The sequence below is a fragment of the Psychromonas sp. SP041 genome (assembly GCF_000470315.2).
Taxonomy (GTDB): Bacteria; Pseudomonadota; Gammaproteobacteria; order Enterobacterales; family Psychromonadaceae; genus Psychromonas.
Genome location: NZ_CBRF02000026.1, coordinates 1 through 23,625, shown reverse-complemented (window position 1 = coordinate 23,625; position 23,625 = coordinate 1). Strand labels below are relative to the sequence as shown.

Below are 23,625 nucleotides of genomic sequence, written 5' to 3'. Positions count from 1 at the left end.
ATAACCCGCGAGTTGAAACGATCTTACTTATTTAGGGGTTACCTAATTATTTTTTCTCGTCTTTTACTTCTTCAAACTCAGCATCAACGATATCATCATCTTGCTTAGCTTGTGCTTCAGGTTGCTCTGAACCTGCTTCACCAGCTTGTGCTTTCTGTTGAGCAATCTCGCCTAGTTTTTGAGATGCTTCAGCAAGTGCTTGAGTTTTAGCTTCGATTTCAGCTTTATCTTCCCCTTTAGACGCAGTTTCAAGTTCAGCTAGTGCCGCTTCAATTTTCTCTTTTTCGTCAGCAGGTAATGCATCGCCAGCTTCTTCGATTTGTTTCTTAGTTGCATGAACTAAAGCATCAGCTTGGTTACGTGCAGTGACTACTTCTTCGAATTTTTTATCTGCATCAGCATTTGCTTCAGCGTCATTTACCATTTTTTCAATCTCTTCGTCAGATAGACCTGAGCTTGATTTAATCGTAATTTTTTGCTCTTGGTTTGTATCTTTATCTTTAGCAGATACATGCAAGATACCATCAGCATCCATATCGAAAGTCACTTCGATTTGTGGTGCACCACGTGTTGCAGCACGAATACCTTCAAGGTTAAATTGACCTAGAGATTTGTTATCCGCAGCTCGTTTACGCTCACCTTGAAGAATGTGAATTGTTACCGCACTTTGGTTATCTTCAGCAGTAGAGAACGTTTGTGACTGTTTAGTTGGGATAGTTGTATTTTTCTCGATAACTTTCGTTAATACGCCACCCATTGTTTCGATACCTAAAGATAACGGTGTAACGTCTAATAATAGAACGTCAGTTTTGTCACCAGAAAGTACAGCACCTTGAATCGCCGCGCCCATTGCAACAGCTTCATCAGGGTTAACATCTTTACGAGCCGCTTTACCAAAGAATTCAGCAACAGTTGCTTGAACTAAAGGCATACGTGTTTGGCCACCCACTAAGATAACGTCATCGATATCGCCAACAGACAAATCAGCATCTTTAAGCGCAATGCGTAAAGGCTCAAGTGTTGCTTTAATCATATCTTCAACTAAAGACTCTAATTTAGAACGCGTTACTTTAATGTTTAAATGTTTAGGACCTGACGCATCTGCAGTAATGTAAGGCAGGTTGATATCAGTTTGCTGTGCAGAAGAAAGCTCTATTTTTGCTTTTTCAGCCGCTTCTTTAACACGTTGCATTGCCAATGGATCTTTAGTTAGATCGAAGTTTTGGTCTTTTTGGAATTCTTTAACTAAGAAGTTAATTAGACGGTTATCGAAATCTTCACCACCTAAGTGCGTGTCACCGTTAGTTGCTAGTACTTCAAATGTTTTTTCGCCATCTACTTCATCGATTTCAATGATTGAGATATCGAAAGTACCACCACCTAAGTCGTATACAGCAACAACACTGTCGCCTTTAGAATTGTTAACACCGTAAGCAAATGCAGCAGCAGTTGGCTCATTGATGATACGTTTAACATCAAGACCAGCAATACGACCAGCATCTTTAGTTGCTTGACGTTGTGCATCATTAAAGTAAGCAGGTACAGTGATTACAGCACCAGATACTTTTTCACCTAGGTAATCTTCAGCTGTTTTTTTCATTTTTTTCAATACTTCAGCAGAGATTTGCGGTGGCGCCATTTTGTTTCCACGTGCTTCAACCCATGCATCACCGTTATCAGCTTTTACGATTTTGTAAGGCATGATTTTAATATCACGTTGTACTTCTTCGTCTTCAAAACGACGACCGATAAGACGTTTAATAGCAAATAGAGTGTTTTGCGGATTAGTAACAGATTGACGTTTAGCAGGTTGACCTACTAAGATTTCGCCATCTTCTGCATAAGCAATGATCGAAGGAGTTGTGCGCTCACCTTCTGCATTTTCAATAATTTTAGCTACATCACCATCCAATACAGAAACACATGAATTTGTAGTACCTAAATCAATACCGATAATTTTACCCATTTTTACTCTCTCCACACTTGTTAATGTTGTTACTTGTTTAGTTGACTATCTGCACGCTGGCAGTGTCTGTTCGATACTTTATATATAAGGGGCTATTTCTGTGTTTCAAGGGTAACAAGTAAAATAAATGTGTTTTTTTTGAAAATAAATAAAAAAAATGGCAGAACTCAATCACATCGGCAATTAACACAGAGAGAATATAGCGCGAACATTGAAGTGACGATAACAAGTACAACAACGTTGATAATGCATGGCAAGGTAAAAAAACAATAATATCAATTACAATCAATAGGTTAAGGATCTCTAAATTTAACTTAATTTGTTTTATTAAAGTCTAAAAAAAAATAGAAACACAAAGAAGATAGAAAAAATTAAATCCGTCATAAAAAGGGGTCATGACAGAGTAAATAATCAGAAATAAAAAATAGAGGTTAAAAGTAAAAATTAAACATAAATGGTAAATGGTTAAAAATATAAATGAAGATTATTGACTAGTGATTATTCACTATCGATTAACTATTAACGGTAGTGAATAAATCAACAGGTATAAAAAAAGGCACCGAAGTACCTTTTTCTTAACTACCTATTAACGATGTATTAATTCTGTTTTCTTAAGCGCTAATTACTCAGCTGCTTTTGAAACCACAACCATTGCAGGGCGAATAACTTGACCACCGCTTAGCTCATAACCTTTTTGCATTACAGCAACAACTTGGTTAGGTTCAACACCTTCAACAAACTGCATACTCATTGCTTGATGCTTTTCAGGATTTAGTGCTTCACCCATTGGATCAATTTGTTGAATACCGATGCTTGAAATTGCTTTCAATAACTCTGTTAACGTCATTTGAACACCATCAACCATTGGTTTTAGTGTTTCATTTTCTTTATCTGCATGCAAAATTGCTAATTCTAAATGGTCAACAACGGGTGTTAATGCATTAGCAAATGTTTTTAATACTGATTTACGACGATTTTCTGAATCAATACCTGCTTTACGAATTTCGTTTTGAGAAAATGCTTGAGCACGGATCACAAGATCTTTTTGCTCTTTAATTTCTTCTTCAGCAGCAGCTAACTTTTTAGTTAACTCTTCAATCAACGCAGCTTGGTCATCACCTTGCTCTGCAACAACTTCTTCTACTAACTCAGCTTCAACCGCTTCGTCACCTAAAACAGTTTCAATTGCTTCTTCTACAGTCTTTTTTTGTTCTTCGCTCATAATTCAATCCTACCTAATGTCGTTTTGGTCAATATTATATGCTCTATTATGGGGATAGTAATAATAGTTTCAAGCCTGTTAATAAAAACATTTTTAAGAGGTATACTGAAAACCATTACATTTTATTGAATAGGCATTTTATGAGTCTGGATAGTAAGCAACAAAGCCAATTTAAAACTATTGGATTAATCGGCAAACCACAGCACAGTGAAGCATTGCAAACGCTGACTAGCTTATACTTTTTTTTGCAAGCCCGAGGCCATTCAATTATTGTCGATATTCGTCTTGCCGATGATTTAGAGTTACCACAAATACGTTATGAAGACTTAGTCGGTATTGGTCAAAAATGTGATTTAGCGATCGTTGTCGGTGGCGATGGCTACATGTTAGGCGCAGCAAGAGTGCTCGCAAGATTTGATATATCAGTGATTGGGGTTAATCGAGGTAATTTAGGCTTTCTAACTGACTTAGACCCAGAAGACTTTGAAAAACCACTGACTGAAGTATTAGAAGGCACTTATCAAACCGAAAATCGTTTTTTATTAGAAGCGCAAGTTTACAGCCACGGGCATTTAAAAAGTAGTAGCACAGCGGTTAATGAAGCAGTATTACACCCTGACAAAATTGCCCACATGATTGAATTTGAAGTGTATGTTAATGATAATTTTATGATCAACCAACGTGCAGATGGTTTGATTCTATCCACTCCAACGGGTTCAACGGCTTACTCGCTGTCAGGAGGAGGTCCAATATTAACCCCTAAACTAGATGCAATTAGTTTATTACCCATGTTCCCACATACACTTAACAGCCGCCCTATTGTTATTGATGCCAATAGCGTTGTACGATTAAAAATAGCGCAATCTAATACAACAGAAATGCAAATTAGCTGCGACAGTCACGTTAACTTATCCGTTTTACCTGGTGATGAAGTGGTGATAAAAAAAACTCAGCATCAATTAAAACTATTACATCCACAAAACTATAACTACTTCCATGTATTACATAATAAATTTGGATGGGGTAATAAACTTTTTTAACCTCTCTTTGCTTTCAGTATTTTGTTTCTCATTCAAAATACTGAAAGTTTTTCTTGGTTCTCTTCCTATTAAACGTCGATCTAATCCCCTCTTCTCTGCAAAACTAAAATTATTTACATGAAATAGATAAGCAACACTTTACTGTTTAAAAAAACAGTACTAAACTACACCAACAAACTGTATTTATAGCCAGTAGTTTTATCATTGTTAATACCATCATAGGATGTCAATTTTATGTTAAGCCAATTAACCGTTCAACATTTTGCAATCGTCAAATTTCTAGAGCTTGATTTCCACCAAGGCATGACCACCATTACAGGTGAAACAGGTGCAGGTAAATCGATTGCCATTGATGCTTTAGGTTTATGTTTAGGTGCTCGAGCTGATGCTGGCATGATCCGCCAAGGAACAGACAAAGCAGAAGTGAGTGCTCGCTTTAACTTAAGCGACACACCAAACGCATTAACTTGGTTAAAGAATAATGATTTAGAAAATAGCTTAAGTGATAATACGAATGAATGTTTACTACGCCGCGTGATCACACGAGAAGGTCGTTCACGTGCTTATATTAACGCCATACCAGTTCCCTTATCTCAGCTAAAAAGCTTAGGGCAATTATTGGTTAATATTCATGGTCAGCACGCACACCAAAGTTTGTTACGCAGTGATATACAGCTATCGATTATTGATGAGTATGCAAACCATCAACAACTATTACAAAAAGTAAAAGATACCTACCAAGGTTGTCACTTCCTTAAAAAGCAATTACAACAGCAGCAATTAAGCCAACAAGAAAAACAGGCGCGCAAACAATTACTTGAATATCAAATTATTGAATTAGATGAGTTTGCATTAGCAGAGAATGAATTTTCAGAAATAGAAGCTGAACATAAAAAATTGGCAAATAGTGGTGCGCTCATTGAGAACTCTCAAAAAAGCTTAAATTTATTAACCGATTCAGACGAAGTCGATGCGTTGAGCTTGTTACAAAAAAGTATCTCCTTACTTGAGTCACAGGTACAACACGACAATAAACTCACGAATATCCTTGAATCATTACAAGAAGCGGCAATTCAAATTGAAGAAGCAGGTTATGAATTACGCCAATACTGCGAGCAACTAGAGTTAGACCCAGAACAATTTGAGCAATTAGAATCACGCTTAAGCCAAGCAATGACGCTATCAAGAAAACACCAAATTCAACCAGAAATGCTGTATTCATACCACCAAAAATTAAGCAAAGAATACCAGCAGCTTAATAATAGCGAAGCGCAAATCGAACAGTTAACAATAGAACTAGATAATGCAAAGCAAGATTACACAAAGCATGCACAAAAACTAAGCCAAAGCCGTCAACGTTACGCAAAAGAGTTAAGCAAAAAAATAACTCAAAGTATTCAGAAGTTGAATATGGAAGATGGACAATTTGAAGTTGTTATGACGCAGCATGATGCAGATAGCCTAAGCCCTCTCGGTATCGATGGTATTGAATTCCAAGTTGCCGCTAATGCTGGTCAAGGGTTACAAAACTTAGGTAAAGTCGCTTCAGGTGGCGAACTGTCACGTATCAGTTTAGCGATTCAAGTGATCATCAGCCAACGTGTTTCTACACCGACCTTAATTTTCGATGAAGTGGATGTGGGTATCAGTGGTGCAACGGCAGCCGTTGTAGGTAACTTGTTACGTCAATTAGGTGAAAGCACACAAATACTATGTGTTACTCACCTTCCACAGGTAGCGGGAAATGGTCATCAACAAATGACAGTAAACAAACACAGTGATGGTAAAAGCACTAACACAATGATGCAGTTATTAGATGAAACACAACGTGTTCAAGAGCTCGCAAGGTTATTAGGTGGGGATAGTATTACCGAACATACATTAGCTAATGCTAAAGAGCTGTTAATAGTTAATAGTTAATAGTTAATAGTTAATAGTTAATAGTTAATAGTTAATAGTTAATAGTTAATAGTTAATAGTTAATAGTTAATAGTTAATAGTTAATAGTTAATAGTTAATAGTTAATAGTTAAAACTCATTGTTCAAATAACAGCCACATGACTAACATCATCTAGCCCTTGCTTTTTTGCAGGGGCTTTTCATATTTTATATACTCATATCGAAAAACACTGTTTGTTAATATCTAGTTTGGTTAATACCTGGTCTGTTAAAAAATATTCACTCGGGCTATTAAGGCCATTACTGATGGCATTCAATGAACAGTAAATTACCCTTCAAAAAAGAGAAAAAACAAACATATATGCCTTTTCTACTCTTTAAAGAATGAGTTTAGTATTTAGTGTTTAGTGTTTAGTGTTTAGTGTTTAGTGTTTAGTGTTTAGTGTTTAGTGTTTAGTGTTTAGTGTTTAGTGTTTAGTGTTTAGTGTTTAGTGTTTACAGCAAAAAAATCATTCTTTTGAGACATCAGCTTAATGATTTCAGTAGAGTGGACAGGCTTAGAGATTAAGTACCCTTGCAGGTAATCACAACCATTTTCAAATAGCCATTGAGCCTGTTCTTCACATTCCACACCTTCAGCCACTAATTGCAGTCCCATTCCTTTAGCAAGACCGATGATTGAACGAATAATACATATATCCCCTTCATCATTAGGTAATCCATCGACAAAAGACTTATCAATTTTTAACTTAGAAACATTTAAGTTCTTTAAACGAGATAATGATGAGTAACCCGTTCCAAAATCATCGATAGATAAATTAATACCTAGGTCAGTTAATTTTTCCATTTGGTTAGATAAAACGTCAAAATCACCTGAAAGTAATTCTTCTACTATTTCAAATTCAATTAATGATGTCGACACCTGATATCTATCTAAACAATCTCCTATTTGTTTAATTAACAATGAAGAAAATAATTGTTCCGAAGAAATATTTACAGACACTTTTTTAAGATTTAATCCTAAATGAATAAACTGTTTAATATCGATACAGGTTTGTTCGAAGATAACATTACCCAGTTCACCCATTAACCCTAAGCGCTTAGCAATAGGTAAAATAATATAAGGTGAAATCACCCCTTTAGTGGGATGCAACCAACGTACTAATGCCTCTAAAGCAAAACCTGAAGACTGGTAATCTTGCTTTATAATTGGCTGATAAAAAGGAACAATTTGACCATCATTCAACGCATTGACAAACTCTTTTTCAAGTATTGCTTCTTCTTGATGTTCAATTAACCAGATAGGATTAAAGTAAGAGACTAAACCATTGCCTTCTTTTTTCGCTTTTAACATAGCGATTTCAGCTTTACGCAACGGATCTTTATCTACTAGTTCATTTATATGGCAACTAATAATGCCTATACTCGCTGTTAAGTAGATCATTTCATTGGTAAAAGTTTTAAATGCCTCAGTAAATTTTTCTTTAATGTCTAAAGTTATTTTATCCAATTGACTTTGGTTTTTGATCGAAGGTAACCACAAAGCAAAGAGATCACCACCCACTCTGGAGAGATTGTAAGGTACATCAGATGTGATATTTTCTAAACGGCGAGCAATTTCACACAGTAGTTTATTAGCGAAATCATAACTAAACCGGGTATTAATATTGGTAAAATCATCCAAACCAATCAAGATCACAGCAAATTGATTGTCATCGACAGCATGCGTTATATCTTGAGTGATTCTTTTTTGAAAAAACAAGCGGTTTTCCAAACAGGTTAATGGATCGACTCTTTCCATATAACGCATTTTTTGCTTTTCCGAAAACCAGTAAGATTGGGCATAAATTAATGAAATGCTATCAGCTACCGAAACGGAATAAGATATTTCAGCCATATCCCAAATTTGAGGTGTTATTGTTTGTTCTATACAAAGCACGCCAGCGAGTTCACCCTCTCTAAAGATTGGGGCATCGAGCATTGACATTATATTAAGAGGCGTTAAATACTCCTCTAAAAACTCTCGGGTACGGTCATCTGTTTGAGCATTATCGGCATTAATAATTCTGCTAGTATTAAGTGCTTTAAAATAATCAGGACAAGCAGGTTCAAGCATTTCCAAACCACTTTCAAATTTATCGTCAGCTTTAATATAAAGATATTGACACACGATGCTTTTTTTATCTTTGCTAAACAACCATAAGCTTGCACGGGCTACATTTAATAATTGGCAACAAGATTTTAAAATAACTTGTATTTTAATATCTGAGTCATCTTTTTCAGATCGACTATTTTGCACACCTAATTTTGTTAAGGATTGTTGTAATGTTAAAAACTTATCCAATAAATGCATGATAATTACCCTTAATCAATCTTGACGCCCTATATATTATTTTCAAAAAACTATATTTATCAATGCTATTAATTCATTTATCAACACACTATTTATGACAGTAGCTTGTAGCGGATGAAAACATTTCGACACTAGAATAAAGCTATTCTATTATAACCAAGCTTATTAATGATATAAAAACACCTCTAAAGTAATAACTTTTTATTATATTCGTCACTAAAAAGCTATATGTACATACTTTACCTAAGTTAAAGGTTTCGTTGACACTCATTTAAAAGTAGCAGAAAAAGAAAAATGAGCCACTTTGACGACTTAATTTGAGGAATAGGATCTCAAAAGTATTGTTGCTTTAAATGCCTTCGTATCCTTTTTTACTGAAGCAGTATCTTCACCTAAATATTTTTGCAGAGTAACGAAGCTATCAATTAAATATTTTGTTATATTAAAAACACTTTTTATGACTGGTTTTTAAAATGAAAAAAATTCTATTATTGCTTCTCGTTGGGATGCTTTCAGGTTGTTCGCAATTCGCATCAGATATTGAAGATGTCCCTTTACCAACGAACCTAACCTGGGAGCAACAGCAACAAAAGTTACAACAACTTGATCATTGGACCCTCACTGGTAAATTAGCCATTTTTCTAGAAAAAGAACGCCAAACGGCAAATATTTACTGGAAACAACAAGGCGATAATTATTCTATTCAATTAACCACCTTTATTGGTACCCGAATTTTGCAAGTCACTAAAAATGCACAAGGTGTTGAGATCATTAATAACGATGATGAAGTATTTACAGGGCAAGATGCGAACACATTAATTAAACAGTTATCTCCCGGCCTAGACTTACCTATTTCAGCTTTACAACAATGGATTAAAAGTAACCCTGCTAATGCGTCATACCAACTAAATGACCAACAACAAGTCAGTGATATTTTAGGTTTAGATGCTAGTCAAAACCTATGGGAAGTTAGCTTTCAACAATATCAAAATTTCTCTGGCATAGCCCTACCAAAGAGAGTTGATCTTAAACGCGATAATATCCGCCTTAAAATTGCCATTAATCAATGGAAAGTAGAAAATTAATCGAGCTTATTATGCAACCAGATACTATTCGCTGGCCTGCGCCAGCTAAATTAAATCTTTTTCTGTACATCACAGGACAACGTTCTGATGGTTACCATGAATTACAAACGTTGTTTCAATTCATTGACCGTTGTGATTACCTAAACATTAATGCCAATATGAGCGGTAACATAACCATTAGTCCGGCTATTCCTGATGTACCACTTGAAAGTAACCTCATTTATAAAGCAGCGATGTTACTTAAAAAGCATGCTGACTGTCCGCTTGGTGCACATATCGAGTTAGAGAAAAACTTACCGATGGGTGGTGGCTTAGGCGGCGGTTCTTCAGATGCAGCAACCACATTAGTCGCATTAAATTATCATTGGGATTTAAACGTAAGCCAACAAACCTTGTCTGAATTGGGTAAAAGCTTAGGTGCTGACGTGCCTATTTTTATTCACGGAAAAGCAGCCATTGCAGAAGGCGTTGGTGAAAAGCTCAATTCGGTTTCCCCTGCACAATCACACTATTTGATTGCCGTCCCAAGTTGCCATATTTCTACGCCTGCTGTTTTTAAAAATCCAAATTTAAAAAGAGACAGTAAAAAGCTTTCCCACCAAGAACTTATGAGCAATAAATGGACAAATGATTGTGAGCCTTGTGTTAAAAAACATTATCCTGAGGTTGCTAATACTATCGACTGGTTGCTAGAATACGCACCAACTCAAATGACAGGGACAGGCGCATGTGTTTTTAGCACATTTAGCCATGCTAATGAAGCTGAGTTATTAGCACAAAAAACGCCAGAATGGTTGAATTGCTTCACCGCGGAAGGCTTAAATATTTCACCACTTCGTGAATTATTGACTACAAAAAATCAGACTAATCAATTTGCTTTATAATTGATTACACTTGTTAATGACATATGCCATTAGCCAAATCAACAGGATGAAAGAGGTCCTCACAGTGCCAAACATGAAACTATTTGCAGGTAACGCAACACCCGATCTAGCTCAGAAAATAGCAGATCGTCTTTTCATCAAACTAGGAAGCGCTGACGTAGGTCGTTTCAGTGATGGCGAAATTCACGTGCAAATTAATGAGAATGTTCGTGGTGATGATATTTTCATCGTGCAATCTACATGTGCACCAACCAATGATAACTTAATGGAATTGATCGTGATGATCGATGCCCTTCGTCGTGCATCTGCTGGTCGTATTACCGCTGTAATCCCATACTTTGGTTACGCTCGTCAAGACCGTCGTGTTCGTTCAAGCCGTGTTCCAATTACAGCAAAAGTCGTCGCAGACTTTCTTTCTAACGTTGGTGTTGACCGTGTAATGACTGTTGATTTACATGCAGAGCAAATTCAAGGCTTCTTTGATGTGCCTGTTGATAACGTATTCGGTAGCTCTGTGCTATTAGAAGATATGTTAGAGAAAAAATTAGACAACCCAATGATCGTATCGCCTGATATTGGTGGTGTTGTACGTGCACGTGCACATGCAAAACTATTAGATGATGCTGACCTAGCAATCATTGATAAACGTCGCCCTAAAGCAAACGTTGCACAAGTAATGCACTTAATTGGTGATGTTGAAGGTCGTAACTGTATTATCGTAGATGATATGATCGATACTGGTGGTACATTATGTCAAGCAGCTGCTGCACTTAAAGAACGTGGTGCACTTTCTGTATATGCTTACGCAACACACGCAGTATTCTCTGGCTCAGCAGTAGAGAACATTAAAAATTCAGTAATCGATGAATTCATTGTAACTGACTCTATCCCACTAACGGCTGAAATCTTAGCAACAGGTAAAGTTAAACAACTTACTTTAAGTGGTATGTTAGCTGAAGCGATTCGTCGCGTTAGTAATGAAGAATCAATTTCTGCAATGTTCCATTACTAAGATTCTATTACTAAAAATCAAATAGATAGTTACCCTCTATTTGATATGTATTTTTTAAAGCGCTTATTTGTCATGAATAAGCGTTTTTTTTTGCATTTAAATTGTACAAAAGTCTTTACTGGGTTACTATGGCGCGCCTTTTTTATACACCCTTTTTGGTGGGAAGGCGGTTATCGCTGGTCGCAAACGATAATCTATTTTAATTTGAAGAGACATTTTGTTTTTTTCAACAATGGAGTTTTACCATGTCAATTACATTAGTAGCTACAACCCGTACAGATTTAGGGAAAGGTGCGAGCCGCCGCCTACGTCACACAGACCATACACCTGGTGTTGTATACGGTTCAGGAAAAGATCCTGTTTCACTTACTTTCGAACACAAAGAATTAATGAAAGTTGAAGGCATCGAAGCATTTTACTCTTCAGTATTAAGCCTAGAAATCGATGGTGTTGCTGAGCAAGTATTGCTTAAAGATATCCAACGTCACTCTTTCAAAGAGCGTATCCAACATTTAGACCTTTTACGTGTTGACGCAACTCACGCATTACAAACTACTGTACCACTACACTTCTTAAACGAAGATACTGCTACAGCTGTTAAAAATGGTGGCGTTATTGCTCACTTAGCAAACGAATTAGAAGTAACTTGTTTACCAGCTGATTTACCTGCATTCATTGAAGTAGACATCGCAAATGTTGAAATTGGTCAAACAGTTCACATCTCTGACGTTGTATTACCAAAAGGTGTTGAGTCTGTTGAGCTGATCAAAGGCGAAGAGCATGACTTACCTTTATTAGCTATCACAGCTAAGAAAGTAGTAGCAGAAGACGAAGAAGAAGCAACAACAGAAGCAGCTGACGCTGCTGAGTAATCGTGTCAACTACGATTAAATTGCTTGTGGGCCTGGCTAATCCAGGCCCCGAATATGCAAATACTCGACACAATGCCGGACAATGGTACTTACAACAACTCGCCTCTCAAGAAAATATTCAATTAAAACCTGAAGCTAAATTTTTTGGTCTAACCGGACGTATTCAGTTTGCTGGTAATGACATCCGTTTATTAGTTCCATCTACCTTCATGAATCTTAGTGGCAAAGCTGTTATCGCAATGGCGAAGTTCTACCAAATCAAACCAGAAGAAATTTTAGTCGCTCACGATGAGTTAGACATCCCACCGGGTGTTGCCAAATTTAAACTTGGTGGCGGTCATGGTGGACATAATGGTTTGCGAGATATCATTTCCAAGTTAGGCAATAATAAAAATTTTTACCGTTTACGTATTGGTATCGGCCACCCTGGCGATAAAAGTCGTGTTAGCGGTTATGTACTTGGTAAAGCAACAAGTACAGAACAGAATTTGATCGAGCAAAGTATCGATGAAGCAGCGCGTTGCACACATATTTTAGGTGTTGACGGTATAGAAAAAGCGATGAATCGCTTACATAGCTTCAAAGCACAATAATAGTTAATTAATAGGATAAAATCATGGGTTTTAAATGTGGTATTGTTGGTTTACCCAACGTTGGTAAATCTACCCTTTTTAATGCGTTAACAAAAGCAGGCATTGAAGCGGCTAACTTTCCTTTTTGTACTATCGAGCCAAATACAGGCATCGTTCCAGTACCTGATCCACGTTTAGATAAACTAGCTGCGATTGTAAATCCGCAGAAAGTGTTACCAACGACCATGGAATTTGTTGATATCGCAGGTTTGGTTGAAGGCGCATCAAAAGGTGAAGGCCTAGGTAATAAGTTCCTAGCAAATATTCGTGAAACAGATGCAATAGGACATGTTGTACGTTGTTTCCAAGATGATAATATCGTTCATGTTGCGGGTAAAATCGACCCACAAGAAGATATTGACATCATTAATACAGAGTTAGCACTAGCTGACTTAGAAAGCTGTGACCGTGCTATCTTACGTTTAGTTAAGAAAGCAAAAGGCGGCGATAAAGACGCTAAATTTGAAGTACCTGTTCTAGAAAAAATTAAAGCACATCTAGAAGCTGACGGTATGGTTAGAAGTTTAGATCTTGAAAAAGAAGAATTAGCAGCCATTGAATACCTTAGTTTCTTAACACTGAAGCCAACAATGTACATTGCTAACGTTGCTGAAGATGGTTTTGAAGACAATCCATTCTTAGATAAAGTACGTGAAATTGCAGAAAAAGAAGGTGCTGTTGTTGTGCCAGTTTGTGCTGCTATTGAGTCTGAAATTGCAGAGCTGGACGATGAAGATAAAGCAGAATTTTTAGAAGGTATTGGCCAAAGTGAGCCAGGCCTTAATCGTGTAATTTACAGCGGTTATGAATTATTACATCTTCAAACTTACTTCACTGCAGGCGTTAAAGAAGTACGTGCTTGGACTGTCCCTGTTGGCGCAACTGCACCACAAGCAGCAGGCAAAATTCATACTGACTTTGAGCGTGGTTTTATCCGTGCTGAAATCATTGGATATGAAGATTTCGTTGAATTTAAAGGCGAAGCTGGCGCAAAAGAAGCAGGTAAATGGCGTTTAGAAGGTAAGTCTTACGTGACTAAAGACGGTGATGTTATCCACTTCCGTTTTAATGTTTAATTAGCTTACTTTAACGTAACTCTAAAATGGCAACTTCGGTTGTCATTTTTGTTTCTAGCCTTTTGTAGCTAACACTATTTCTTCTGATTGATTTTAAAAAGGATGTCAGTATTTTTAATGTTACATCTTATGTTGACTGGATAAGACTTTTGACTAGCTAAGCAATTGAGTTTTGACAGGTAAATGATTGTATTTTATTAGGCAAGTGACTGTTTCATATTAAGTGGATATTACTTTATGCCATGAGAGCTGCTTTATATTAAGTGGATGTTACTTTATATCATGAAAGCTGCTTTATATTAAATGAACGTTATTTTCTATTAAATAACACATTAAACATTTTAAAAACTCAACGTTGCTAAAAACCTATATTCCCCAAAGTAATCTTTAAAAAATAAGAGAACAAAAGTAAGGTTTTAAATCTCATCTTTAAAGATTCATACCAAAATAATTAATAAGGTGATCATTCTTGCTAGTTAAAATCACCCCTAACTGCGTTGTGAGTTTTGAAGTGAGAACAACTATTCCTACAACTCACGCCTTATTAGTGTTAATTTTTCCTGCGCAATCTCTGATCACTTATTTAATTCCATTGGTATCAGATAAAATCTAAGCGATCTCAATTCTGTTTCTACCATTATTCTTTGCTTCATATAAAGCATCGTCAGCACGCTTTAATACCCCATCAAAATCTTTATCTGTATCTTCCAATTTCGCCATACCAATACTGATCGTAATATTAATCTCATTTGGATTAAGCGATTCTATTGCGTCAAGTAAGCCTACCGACTTATTAACGGCCTCTTCGCCTTCGCATGAATCAAATAGAATAATAAATTCTTCGCCCCCCGATCGAGCAATCAAATCCATATTACTGGATTCAAGCTGCAAAGTATTCGCCACCTTTTGCAACACCTGATCGCCAATAGCATGCCCGTAATTATCATTAACCATTTTAAAATGATCAATATCAATCATTAACACCCATAAAGATGACGCATTATTCTTTGCAGTAATGACTTTCTGTTCGGCGGTATCCATTAAATAATGACGATTATATAATCCTGTTAATTGATCATAAAATGCCATTTTATTTAATTTATCTTGTTGCAGCTTAATCGTTAAGTGCGTGTTAACACGAGCGCGAACGATGACCTGACTAAACGGTTTAGTAATATAATCGACTGCGCCAATTAAAAAGCCTCTCTCTTCATCTTCTTCTGCTTCTAACCCTGTCACAAAAATAATTGGAATGGAGGCAGTCAAAGGGTTGCTTTTTAACAGCTCGCACACTTCATACCCATCCATATTAGGCATGGTGACATCAAGTAAAATCAAATCGGGTTGTGGCAACTGCTCTGACATTTCCAAACATTCAACGCCACTGGTCGCTACTTTGACTTTATGTGACTTTTCAAGACATGACGTTAAGATATTCAACGTTGTTGGAGAGTCATCAACAATTAGCACTAATTGATTTTTAGGCATTATCTAAGGTTCCATTTTTCATTTTTATACACTTATTATTTTAATCCAAGACTAAAATTGTCTTTATATTTACGCAATAATTGAATACAAACGAATAATTAAATACAAACATCAAATATATTAGCGCTTCCTGCTCTATGAGCTTAGTGATTTAGAATGATGCTAATCACAACTTAAATTTAGAGATAGACGAATCTAGTTAAACTTTAATAGTTAGTTTAGCTACAAAACATCAAAATGCATTACCACCACTTATTGAGTGCAATATACACATAAAGTAGTAGTTCATACAAACCAAAAATTAATCAATGATTCCGGGTTATTAAGCATTAATTGAAAGGTTTTTACGTAACTATTTCATTTAACGCAATATATGAAGGCATGGTTTTTCTATTAAAATGAACTGTTCTTAATTAACTAATCTGGACACACTTGAATATCAACACCTTGTGCTGAAAACAACGATAGTAATTTTTCATCTGACATAGAGTCGGTGACTAGACAATCAATCTTATGAACATCACAGACTTTGTGTGTCGCCATTTTTCCCAGTTTTAAATGAGAGGCAAGCGTAATAACACGTTCTGATTGCTCAATAATCGTCGCCAGTGTTTCAGCTTCATCAATATGGTTGATACTGAGCCCTTGGCTAGGATGTAATGCACACACCCCCAGAAAACAACTATCAAAGTGAATCTTTCGCAGCATGGCATTCGTTGTGGCACCCAAAGCCATCACTGAAGGTTTAAATATTTTTCCACCTAACAAGATCAATTCAATATTATTATGATGAATTAGCTTAGTCGCCACTAATGGGCTAGGCGTGACCACCGTAAAATTAAAGTGTGTCGGTAAATTCATTGCTAACTGTAGGCAAGTACTGCCAGAATCAATCAGGATCGTTTGCCCTTCTTTGATCAAAGGAATAGCCGCGAGTGCAACACGCTGCTTTAAAGGATCAATTTCTTCATGACGCTCACGATACTCTTGATTCTCATGCTGCAAAGGTAACGCGCCACCATGAACACGGCGTAACTGCTTAAGTTCATCGAGTAATTTCAGATCACGACGCACAGTATCTTCAGACACACCAAGTTGCACACTTAATTCTGCGGCATAGACTCGGCCTAATTGGCTTAACAACTCTAATATTTTGCTGTGTCTTTGTTGTTGTAACATAATTTACCCTGCGCTTTTATTCATGATTTCACTTAATTATGCAGGAATATCTCATCATTAGCACCCTTCCCTTTGCATGGAAATGCGGCTTTGTTATCAATGACCACACAACAGTCAGGTATAGCAACTCAAAACCTCTGCCAACGTTTATAACGATGCTTATATTTCTATTTCACATTACTTAAAAGTAACCGCCAAATTACCCCTTTTCAATAACAGGTTTAAACTGATATTGAGGTGCTAACTGACTAAAACCTGCTGATGCGCCTTTAGTGACATGAATTTGGTGGTTAATACGCTCCTTTAAGGCATCAACATGCGAGATAACACCAATTAACTTACCCGTGGCATTTAAACGTTCTAATGCTTCTAAAGCCACTTCTAGGGTATTCGCATCTAACGTACCAAAACCTTCATCTAAGAATAATGATTCTATTTGAGTTTTATGGCTCACTAAGTTTGACAAAGCCAAAGCCAACCCTAGGCTGACTAAGAAACTTTCACCGCCAGATAAGGTTTTAACATCTCGCACGGCATTCGCTTGCCACAGATCAACCACTTGCAACGCTAAAGGTTGGTTAATATTACGCTGTAACTGATAACGTTGATGTAAGTTAGCCATCTCTTTATTCGCTAAATAAACTAAGTTATCTAACGTCACTCCCTGCGCGAAAGTTCTAAATTTAGCGCCATCCGCAGAGCCAATTAACTTATTAAGCATTTCCCATTGTTGGGCATTTTCTTGTTTCTGTTGTTGTTGTGTTAATAAGTTTTGTTGCTTAACTTTGGCACTATCATCGGCTTGTAACAACCCTAACTTAGTTGCATAAAGCTGATGGTGTTGTTCTATTTTTTGTTCAGAACTGGCCAATGCCACCTTTGCTTGCACTAAATCTAACGCAGTTAGCTTCAATGCTTGTTGCGTGGTTAGCTGGCTTTCTAATGTTTGTAAGCGTGTTGTTTCAGTTAATAACTGTTGTTGTAGCTGTTGCCTCTGTTCCGTTAACGCTTGCATTTCATCTTGCGTTAAACAGGCATCAAGGTAACCCGCTTGGTCAGTAAACAGTGAAGAAGTTAATGCCGTTGTAAATAGCTCATCAGCATGGGTTAACTGCTCTTTATATTGAGTTTCTAAAGTAACAAGCTGCGAATTTTCACCTTGCAATGCTTGTTCTGTGGCACTTAACGTTTGTAATACTGATTTAGCCGCTTCTAACTGAGTTTGGCATTGCGTTAGTTGCTGTTGTGCTTTATCACGTAATTGTTGCTGAGAAAGATCACCAAACTGCGTTTTCCTTTGTTGCTGCAACTCCGTTATTTTTTCAGTTAACGCATTAATTTTAGTAGTGACTTGTTGTAATAGCGCGGTATGTTGCTGTACAACTTGTTGTGCTAATGAATGTTGTTGCGATAACTCAGCCAGTTTTTGTTGTAGTTGTTGCTCATTGGTTAACTGTAATTGATAGTCAGAAACTTGCTGTGTCATGTCAGCTAACCATTGTTCAGGCTGATTAAAAATGGCGGTTGGATTTAAAAAGGTTAAGTCATTAGTCTCTGAAAGCTGAGAGTGTTCTGGCAAACTGTCTATGATTGTTTGTTTAACGGCATCTGTTTTTAATGCAAGTTGCTCAGATTCAGCAGTTAATGATTCAAGTTGTTCAATTAATGACGTTTGTGCATGTAAACTCTGTTGCTGCGTTAATGATAAATTATGTTTGTCATCCGAAAATATTTGTAATTGATTTGATTGATCAGACTGTTGCTTTTCTAAGGTTCGAACCGCTTCCATTTTTTGAGTTAGCTGCTGTGCTTGTAATGTTAATGCCTGTCTCTGTTTTAACAGCAACTCACTACTTTGTAGATTATATTCCAGAGTCATTAAATAAGCATTGTTTGTCCATAAAGTCAGTAATTCCTGTCTTTCAACTAACAAAGCTTGCAGTGAAGACTCGATCTGAACTAGTTGCTGTTGCTTGGTTTTTAATTGTCCATTTAACTCACTATAACGATTACGAGCTTCAAGCAATTGTTGCTGTTGTTCGTTTAAACGGGATTGATGATGTGAAGCATCAATCTTTTGATAATTAACTAAAGCAGGATGTTCTAACGAACCACATAAAGGACACGGTTCACTTTCTTCTACTTTCATTTGCAGCGCGCTAAGACTTTGTATTATCTGATCTTGCTCAAGCAGTTTTTCTGTATTGTTTACATCGTCGGCTAGTTGCTTGCCCTGAGTTTTCCAGGCGAGTAGCTGTTCATTCTCTGCTTGTAATGAGGCTTCTAAGTTAGCTTTATTACCTGTTATTTTTACTCGATCCGCTTCAATGCGATCCAATTTATCCACCAGCGGTAAAGCTGACTGACAATGTTCTAATTCGTTTTGAATATTAACTAACTGTGCATTTGCACTCGTCAGTGATGATTCAGGTAATAAAGCTAATGCATTTTGAATGTCAGACTGTGTTTTCTGAAGCGCCAATGCTAATGGTTCAACTTGACCCATTAATGCATTCATTGCTTGCTCAGCTTGATGACTTGACTGAAGAGCTTCAGATTTTTTCTTTTCAGTTAGTTGCAATGTTTTCGACAGCGTTGATTTTTTATCTTGCATCTCACTAAGCTGATTGAGCTGAAATGAGATAGTCGATAACTTTTCGCTTACTTGTGGAATATAAGCACGTGATTTTAAAATTAACTGACTGTCTTGAATCTGAGTTTGATAGTCAGTTATTTGTAACTTCTGCTCTGTGAGCTTTTGATTTTCCTGCATTAAAAGCTTTGATTTTTCAGCTTGTTCTTGATTTAACTGTTCAAATTGAGATTGTTTATCTGCGATGGATAACTCTAAAGGCACTAATGCACGGTTAATTTCATCTAAGGTTTTATCAGTTTTTTGTTGCTGCGCTTGTAATTGTTCACTTTTCAATGATTGATCTTGTTGTGCTTGCTGCATTAGCGTTTTATTACTATTACGCTTTTGTTCAATATCCAATAATTGTTGTTTAACACCTTTATGTTGTGAGAAAGATTGCTGTTTTGAGTCAAATAAAGGCGTTAATTTAGCGGCTTTTTCAGCGTTAACTAAAGCTTTATCTTTGCTTGCAAACTCGTGTTGTTGTTGATTTATGGTAGCCACAATATCAGTTTGCTTTTTCACATCATCAGAATTTTTTTGCGTTTGTTGTAACCAATTACAGGCGGTTTCTAAGGCTTTATGTTCCGTTGTTAATCTCTTTTGTTGTTGAGATAGCGTAACAATCTCTGCGTCTAATTCAGCGCGTTGATCTTCATCTAACAAACTTAATACTTTTGATTGTTCAGTGAGTAATGTTAATTCGCTTTGGATCTGCTTATTTTGCTGATAAACATACTGCGCAATTTCACAATATATTTCAGTCCCCGTTAACTCCTCTAGTAACTCAGCACGTTCACCACTTGAAGCATTTAAGAACGCCGCAAAACCACCCTGCGCTAATAACATAGACTTAGTAAAACGAGAGAAATCGAGTCCTGTTAGCTCGGTAACTTGCTTTAATACCTCACTGCTTTTCGTCGCCAGCACTTTGCCATCTATTTCAGTTAATTCACAAATCGGCGCTTGCAAGTTACCATCAGCATGGCTACGAGCACGTTTTTGTGACCAATAAACTCGATAGCCTTTACCTTTAACCGCAAACTCAACTTCGGCATAACAATCACCAGTACCGCGTGTCATCAACTCATTTTTACTTTGCGTTAATTTATCTAAGCGTGGTGTTTGCTGATATAGCGCTAAACAGATGGCATCTAAAATAGTACTTTTACCCGCCCCCGTTTGTCCTGTGATCACAAATAAAGCGTTCTCTTGGAAAGCTTGATCTTGAAAATCAATTTTCCATTCACCTTTTAAGGAATTTAAATTTTTAAAACGCAAAGAAAGAATTTTCATGATTGATGCTCCACAGCTGATAACACTTCAGCAAACAACCCTTTCAACTGTTGCTTCTGTTCGTCGCTAATATTGTCTTCAATATCCAAACGATGCTCAAATAACTGTTCTGGCGTAACGTTATCCAAACTTTTTTTATCGTTATCTTGCCATTGATTAGCTTCATTGATTTGCGGGCTACTGACTTTTAAAATATCAATGTGAGTTCCTTCCACTAATTGACTCAAATGAGTGTGCAAATCTGACATGTAATGCGCCTGTTTAAGTTTTACTTCCACCCAAACACTTTGTTCAAAGTCATCAGTCTTAAGAGCATTAATTTGCTCTGAAATACTATCAAGGTCGCCACTGATTACTTTTAAAGATTGAAAGGTCGGTATGTCTATTTCACTCACGCTAAGATCTGTTTTATTCGTAAATTCAATAATATTTACTTTCTTAGTTTGTTTGCTTTCATCAAAGCTCAACGGAATAGGCGAACCGCTATAACGAATAACATCAGACTGTTGCACTCGTTGTGCCTTATGAATATGCCCTAATGCAATATAGTCAAAGGCCGGAAACAATGAAGATGGAAAAGCCGTTAACGTACCAATATAAATTTCACGTACCGAATCAGATACCGCACAACCCACTGCCGTTAGATGGCCCGTTGCTAAAATAGGCGTATCTGTATTTGCTTGCTCTTGCGCAGTTTCATAGATTCGTTGATAAGTATCGGCAATCCCCTGTTGTAATGACATCTGTTTATGCTCAGCCGAACTACCTTGCTCACTCACCATCACATCAGTGGCACGTAAAAAAGGCAATGCACATAACAAAGCTTGTTGTTCACCGTTTTTATCTTTTAAGGAAACAAGATGCTCATTTAAGTTCTCGCTCAACCCAGCCAACACAGAGACGTTTAAAGCACTTAACAGGGATTTACTTTCATTTAACACAGCAACACTGTCATGGTTACCTGAAACAATCACTAACTGTGAACAATAGCTTTGTTGTAATTGCACCACAAAGTCTGCGTAAAGCTTACGTGCATAAGAAGCAGGTGAAGCACTGTCGAAAATATCACCGGCAACGATAACCGCATCAACTTGTTGCTTATTAACGACCTCAATTAACCACGACAAAAACTGCTGATGTTCATTTTCACGTGTTTTCATCATAAAATACTGGCCAAGGTGCCAATCTGAGGTATGTAATATTTTCATGTTTGACTATTCTTAAGTTAAATTATGATCAGTTTATCTTTTTCAGCCGTATAAAACTCTATTCAGCGTTGTTTTTGGTTATGTTTGCACAAAATAAAAACAACTTGATTAGCAATTAAGCAAAAAAACAAAAAAACGTTTTTTTTATTAAAAAATAGTTGACGAGGTTCACTGATATCCGCATAATGCGCCCCATCGAAATGACGCACTGTTCTGCAGAGGTTGTTAAGATTAAAGTAAAAAATGGCTACATAGCTCAGCTGGTTAGAGCACATCACTCATAATGATGGGGTCCCAGGTTCAAATCCCGGTGTAGCCACCATTTACTTTACGCGGAAGTGGCGGAATTGGTAGACGCGCTAGATTTAGGTTCTAGTATCGTAAGATGTGAGAGTTCAAGTCTCTCTTTCCGCACCATTCTTTATTTCGATAAAGAAGCCAGAGAAGAATAACTCTATAAAATAACCATTCAATGAGATTAAACTCTATAAAATAGTAATTGGGATATCGCCAAGCGGTAAGGCACCGGGTTTTGATCTCGGCATTCAGAGGTTCAAATCCTCTTATCCCAGCCACATTCTCTAATGCGTTTTTAACGAATTAGAATCCTTGAAGAAGGTTAAACTTAACAACTGGGATATCGCCAAGCGGTAAGGCACCGGGTTTTGATCTCGGCATTCAGAGGTTCAAATCCTCTTATCCCAGCCACATTATGCGGAAGTGGCGGAATTGGTAGACGCGCTAGATTTAGGTTCTAGTATCGTAAGATGTGAGAGTTCAAGTCTCTCTTTCCGCACCATGATTTGGCCACACGCTAAAATAAAAAAACCAGCTTCTAGCTGGTTTTTTTATATCTAAAATTTGAGTTAAATAAAACTCTTCAATATCAAACCCTCTTATCCTAGCCATATTATTCAGAAGTAACGGAATTGGTAGACGAGCTAGAGTTAGGTTCAGCTATTCTAAGTAAGCGTAAGAGGTGAGTGTTCAAGCCTCTCTTTCCGCACCATGATTTGGCCACACGCTAAAATAATGAAACCAGCTTATAGCTGGTTTTTTTATGTCTAAAATTTGAGTTAAATAAAACCCTTCAATCTCAAACCCTCTTATCCCAGACACATTATGCGAAAGTGGCGGAATTGCTAGACGCGCTAGCATTAGATTCAGCTATGCTAAGTAAGCGTAAGAGGTGAGAGTTCAAGTCTCTCTTTCCGCACCATGATTTGGCCACACGCTAAAATAATGAAACCAGCTTCTAGCTGGTTTTTTTATATCTAAAATTTGAGTCTCTACTGTTTAAAGGCTCAAACCTTCTTATGCAAATCACATTAAAAAGTAACGGAATTGGTAGACGCGCTAGAGTTAGGTTCAGCTATGCTAAGTTAGCGTAAGAAGTGAGAGTTAAAGTCTCTCTTTCAGCACCATATTTGGCCACACGTTAATAAAAAAAAGCTTTTGATCCAACTTTCTCTACTCTACGTGATTAAGCTATTTTGACTTTAAAAAGCATTAATCACCACGAAGACGCTGCGCTACACGAAGGACACGAAGAAAAATAACAACTCTATAGGGTTTTGACCTAACCTTCTTTACCCTTCGTGCCTTCGTGCCTTCGTGGTTAAACCGCTTTTGGCTTTAAAAAGCATTAATCATACCAATTCCGATAATTAAGTTTCCAGATTGGTCCAGTCTCTATAACATTGTGAGATGACTCTATTTTTGTCTTCACTGAAGCGATTCCAAGCATCACAACATTTATTGACAATATCGTTATAACC

General features: G+C 36.9%; 15 protein-coding genes and 6 tRNA genes. 14 read left to right on the top strand and 7 right to left on the bottom strand.

Translation table 11 applies throughout. The annotated features are described in order from the left end of the window. Positions 1–46: 46 nt before the first annotated feature. The gene (dnaK, locus tag SP041_RS14235; RefSeq protein WP_025563536.1) at positions 47–1,966 is read right to left on the bottom strand and encodes a molecular chaperone DnaK; all 1,920 of its coding nucleotides are present in this window, start codon (positions 1,964–1,966) and stop codon (positions 47–49) included. 622 nt (positions 1,967–2,588) lie between these two features. Next, entirely contained in the window at positions 2,589–3,188 is a 600-nt protein-coding gene (gene grpE / locus SP041_RS14230; RefSeq protein WP_025563537.1) for a nucleotide exchange factor GrpE, read from the bottom strand. Positions 3,189–3,328: 140 nt separating this feature from the next. On the opposite strand from grpE, the gene nadK reads away from it, so the two are divergent. Beyond that, the gene (gene nadK, locus SP041_RS14225; RefSeq protein ID WP_025563538.1) at positions 3,329–4,228 is read left to right on the top strand and encodes an NAD(+) kinase; all 900 of its coding nucleotides are present in this window, start codon (positions 3,329–3,331) and stop codon (positions 4,226–4,228) included. A 234-nt stretch (positions 4,229–4,462) separates the two neighbouring features. After that, entirely contained in the window at positions 4,463–6,148 is a 1,686-nt protein-coding gene (gene recN, locus SP041_RS14220; RefSeq protein WP_025563539.1) for a DNA repair protein RecN, read from the top strand. A 460-nt stretch (positions 6,149–6,608) separates the two neighbouring features. On the opposite strand, the gene SP041_RS14215 is transcribed toward recN, so the two are convergent. Further along, complete coding sequence (locus tag SP041_RS14215; protein ID WP_025565764.1) at positions 6,609–8,480, bottom strand: GGDEF and EAL domain-containing protein; 1,872 nt, start codon at positions 8,478–8,480, stop codon at positions 6,609–6,611. Positions 8,481–8,953: 473 nt separating this feature from the next. Between SP041_RS14215 and lolB the strand changes: the two genes are divergently transcribed. From lolB to ychF, 6 genes are all read left to right on the top strand, one after another. Continuing rightward, positions 8,954–9,565, top strand: coding sequence for a lipoprotein insertase outer membrane protein LolB (gene lolB / locus SP041_RS14210; protein WP_025565763.1), 612 nt, complete (start codon positions 8,954–8,956; stop codon positions 9,563–9,565). Positions 9,566–9,576: 11 nt separating this feature from the next. Next, positions 9,577–10,449 (top strand): 4-(cytidine 5'-diphospho)-2-C-methyl-D-erythritol kinase, encoded by an 873-nt coding sequence (gene ispE, locus SP041_RS14205; RefSeq protein WP_025565761.1) that lies wholly within the window; start codon positions 9,577–9,579, stop codon positions 10,447–10,449. 64 nt (positions 10,450–10,513) lie between these two features. Further along, a complete protein-coding gene (locus SP041_RS14200) occupies positions 10,514–11,461 on the top strand; it encodes a ribose-phosphate pyrophosphokinase (protein ID WP_025565760.1) in 948 nt (315 codons plus the stop codon). Between the two features lie 245 nt (positions 11,462–11,706). Then, a complete protein-coding gene (locus SP041_RS14195; protein ID WP_025565759.1) occupies positions 11,707–12,333 on the top strand; it encodes a 50S ribosomal protein L25/general stress protein Ctc in 627 nt (208 codons plus the stop codon). Positions 12,334–12,335: 2 nt separating this feature from the next. Beyond that, the gene (gene pth, locus SP041_RS14190; RefSeq protein ID WP_025565758.1) at positions 12,336–12,926 is read left to right on the top strand and encodes an aminoacyl-tRNA hydrolase; all 591 of its coding nucleotides are present in this window, start codon (positions 12,336–12,338) and stop codon (positions 12,924–12,926) included. 23 nt (positions 12,927–12,949) lie between these two features. Beyond that, positions 12,950–14,041, top strand: coding sequence for a redox-regulated ATPase YchF (gene ychF, locus SP041_RS14185; RefSeq protein WP_025565756.1), 1,092 nt, complete (start codon positions 12,950–12,952; stop codon positions 14,039–14,041). Positions 14,042–14,650: 609 nt separating this feature from the next. Here ychF and SP041_RS14180 read toward each other — a convergent pair. The 4 genes from SP041_RS14180 to sbcD form a co-directional block, all read right to left on the bottom strand. Continuing rightward, positions 14,651–15,529, bottom strand: a complete 879-nt coding sequence (locus SP041_RS14180; protein WP_025566002.1) for a diguanylate cyclase — start codon at positions 15,527–15,529, stop codon at positions 14,651–14,653. Between the two features lie 417 nt (positions 15,530–15,946). Continuing rightward, positions 15,947–16,708, bottom strand: a complete 762-nt coding sequence (locus tag SP041_RS14175) for a DeoR/GlpR family DNA-binding transcription regulator (RefSeq protein ID WP_025566001.1) — start codon at positions 16,706–16,708, stop codon at positions 15,947–15,949. 199 nt (positions 16,709–16,907) lie between these two features. Beyond that, positions 16,908–20,639 carry an AAA family ATPase gene (locus tag SP041_RS14170; RefSeq protein ID WP_025566000.1) on the bottom strand — a complete coding sequence of 1,244 codons (3,732 nt, stop codon included), beginning with the start codon at positions 20,637–20,639 and terminating at the stop codon, positions 16,908–16,910. After that, the gene (gene sbcD / locus SP041_RS14165) at positions 20,636–21,847 is read right to left on the bottom strand and encodes an exonuclease subunit SbcD (RefSeq protein ID WP_025565999.1); all 1,212 of its coding nucleotides are present in this window, start codon (positions 21,845–21,847) and stop codon (positions 20,636–20,638) included. The genes SP041_RS14170 and sbcD overlap by 4 nt, the downstream gene beginning before the upstream one ends. A gap of 245 nt (positions 21,848–22,092) precedes the next feature. On the opposite strand from sbcD, the gene SP041_RS14160 reads away from it, so the two are divergent. The 6 genes from SP041_RS14160 (at position 22,093) to SP041_RS14135 (ending at position 23,066) form a co-directional block, all read left to right on the top strand. After that, positions 22,093–22,169 (top strand) — tRNA-Met (locus SP041_RS14160). Positions 22,170–22,179: 10 nt separating this feature from the next. Next, positions 22,180–22,264, top strand: a tRNA-Leu gene (locus SP041_RS14155). An 83-nt stretch (positions 22,265–22,347) separates the two neighbouring features. Next, a tRNA-Gln gene (locus SP041_RS14150) sits at positions 22,348–22,422 on the top strand. 58 nt (positions 22,423–22,480) lie between these two features. Then, positions 22,481–22,555 (top strand) — tRNA-Gln (locus SP041_RS14145). A gap of 6 nt (positions 22,556–22,561) precedes the next feature. Beyond that, positions 22,562–22,646, top strand: a tRNA-Leu gene (locus SP041_RS14140). Positions 22,647–22,971: 325 nt separating this feature from the next. After that, positions 22,972–23,066 (top strand) — tRNA-Thr (locus tag SP041_RS14135). The last annotated feature ends 559 nt before the right edge of the window (positions 23,067–23,625 follow it).

Bases quoted from the DNA above. Each gene is read 5' to 3' on its own strand.
- sbcD (WP_025565999.1), bottom strand. From the start codon at position 21,847: ATGAAAATATTACATACCTCAGATTGGCACCTTGGCCAGTATTTTATG.
- SP041_RS14180 (WP_025566002.1), bottom strand. From the start codon at position 15,529: ATGCCTAAAAATCAATTAGTGCTAATTGTTGATGACTCTCCAACAACG.
- recN (WP_025563539.1), top strand. From the start codon at position 4,463: ATGTTAAGCCAATTAACCGTTCAACATTTTGCAATCGTCAAATTTCTA.
- grpE (WP_025563537.1), bottom strand. From the start codon at position 3,188: ATGAGCGAAGAACAAAAAAAGACTGTAGAAGAAGCAATTGAAACTGTT.
- SP041_RS14170 (WP_025566000.1), bottom strand. From the start codon at position 20,639: ATGAAAATTCTTTCTTTGCGTTTTAAAAATTTAAATTCCTTAAAAGGT.
- SP041_RS14175 (WP_025566001.1), bottom strand. From the start codon at position 16,708: ATGTTACAACAACAAAGACACAGCAAAATATTAGAGTTGTTAAGCCAA.
- lolB (WP_025565763.1), top strand. From the start codon at position 8,954: ATGAAAAAAATTCTATTATTGCTTCTCGTTGGGATGCTTTCAGGTTGT.
- SP041_RS14215 (WP_025565764.1), bottom strand. From the start codon at position 8,480: ATGCATTTATTGGATAAGTTTTTAACATTACAACAATCCTTAACAAAA.
- ychF (WP_025565756.1), top strand. From the start codon at position 12,950: ATGGGTTTTAAATGTGGTATTGTTGGTTTACCCAACGTTGGTAAATCT.
- ispE (WP_025565761.1), top strand. From the start codon at position 9,577: ATGCAACCAGATACTATTCGCTGGCCTGCGCCAGCTAAATTAAATCTT.
- nadK (WP_025563538.1), top strand. From the start codon at position 3,329: ATGAGTCTGGATAGTAAGCAACAAAGCCAATTTAAAACTATTGGATTA.
- SP041_RS14195 (WP_025565759.1), top strand. From the start codon at position 11,707: ATGTCAATTACATTAGTAGCTACAACCCGTACAGATTTAGGGAAAGGT.
- dnaK (WP_025563536.1), bottom strand. From the start codon at position 1,966: ATGGGTAAAATTATCGGTATTGATTTAGGTACTACAAATTCATGTGTT.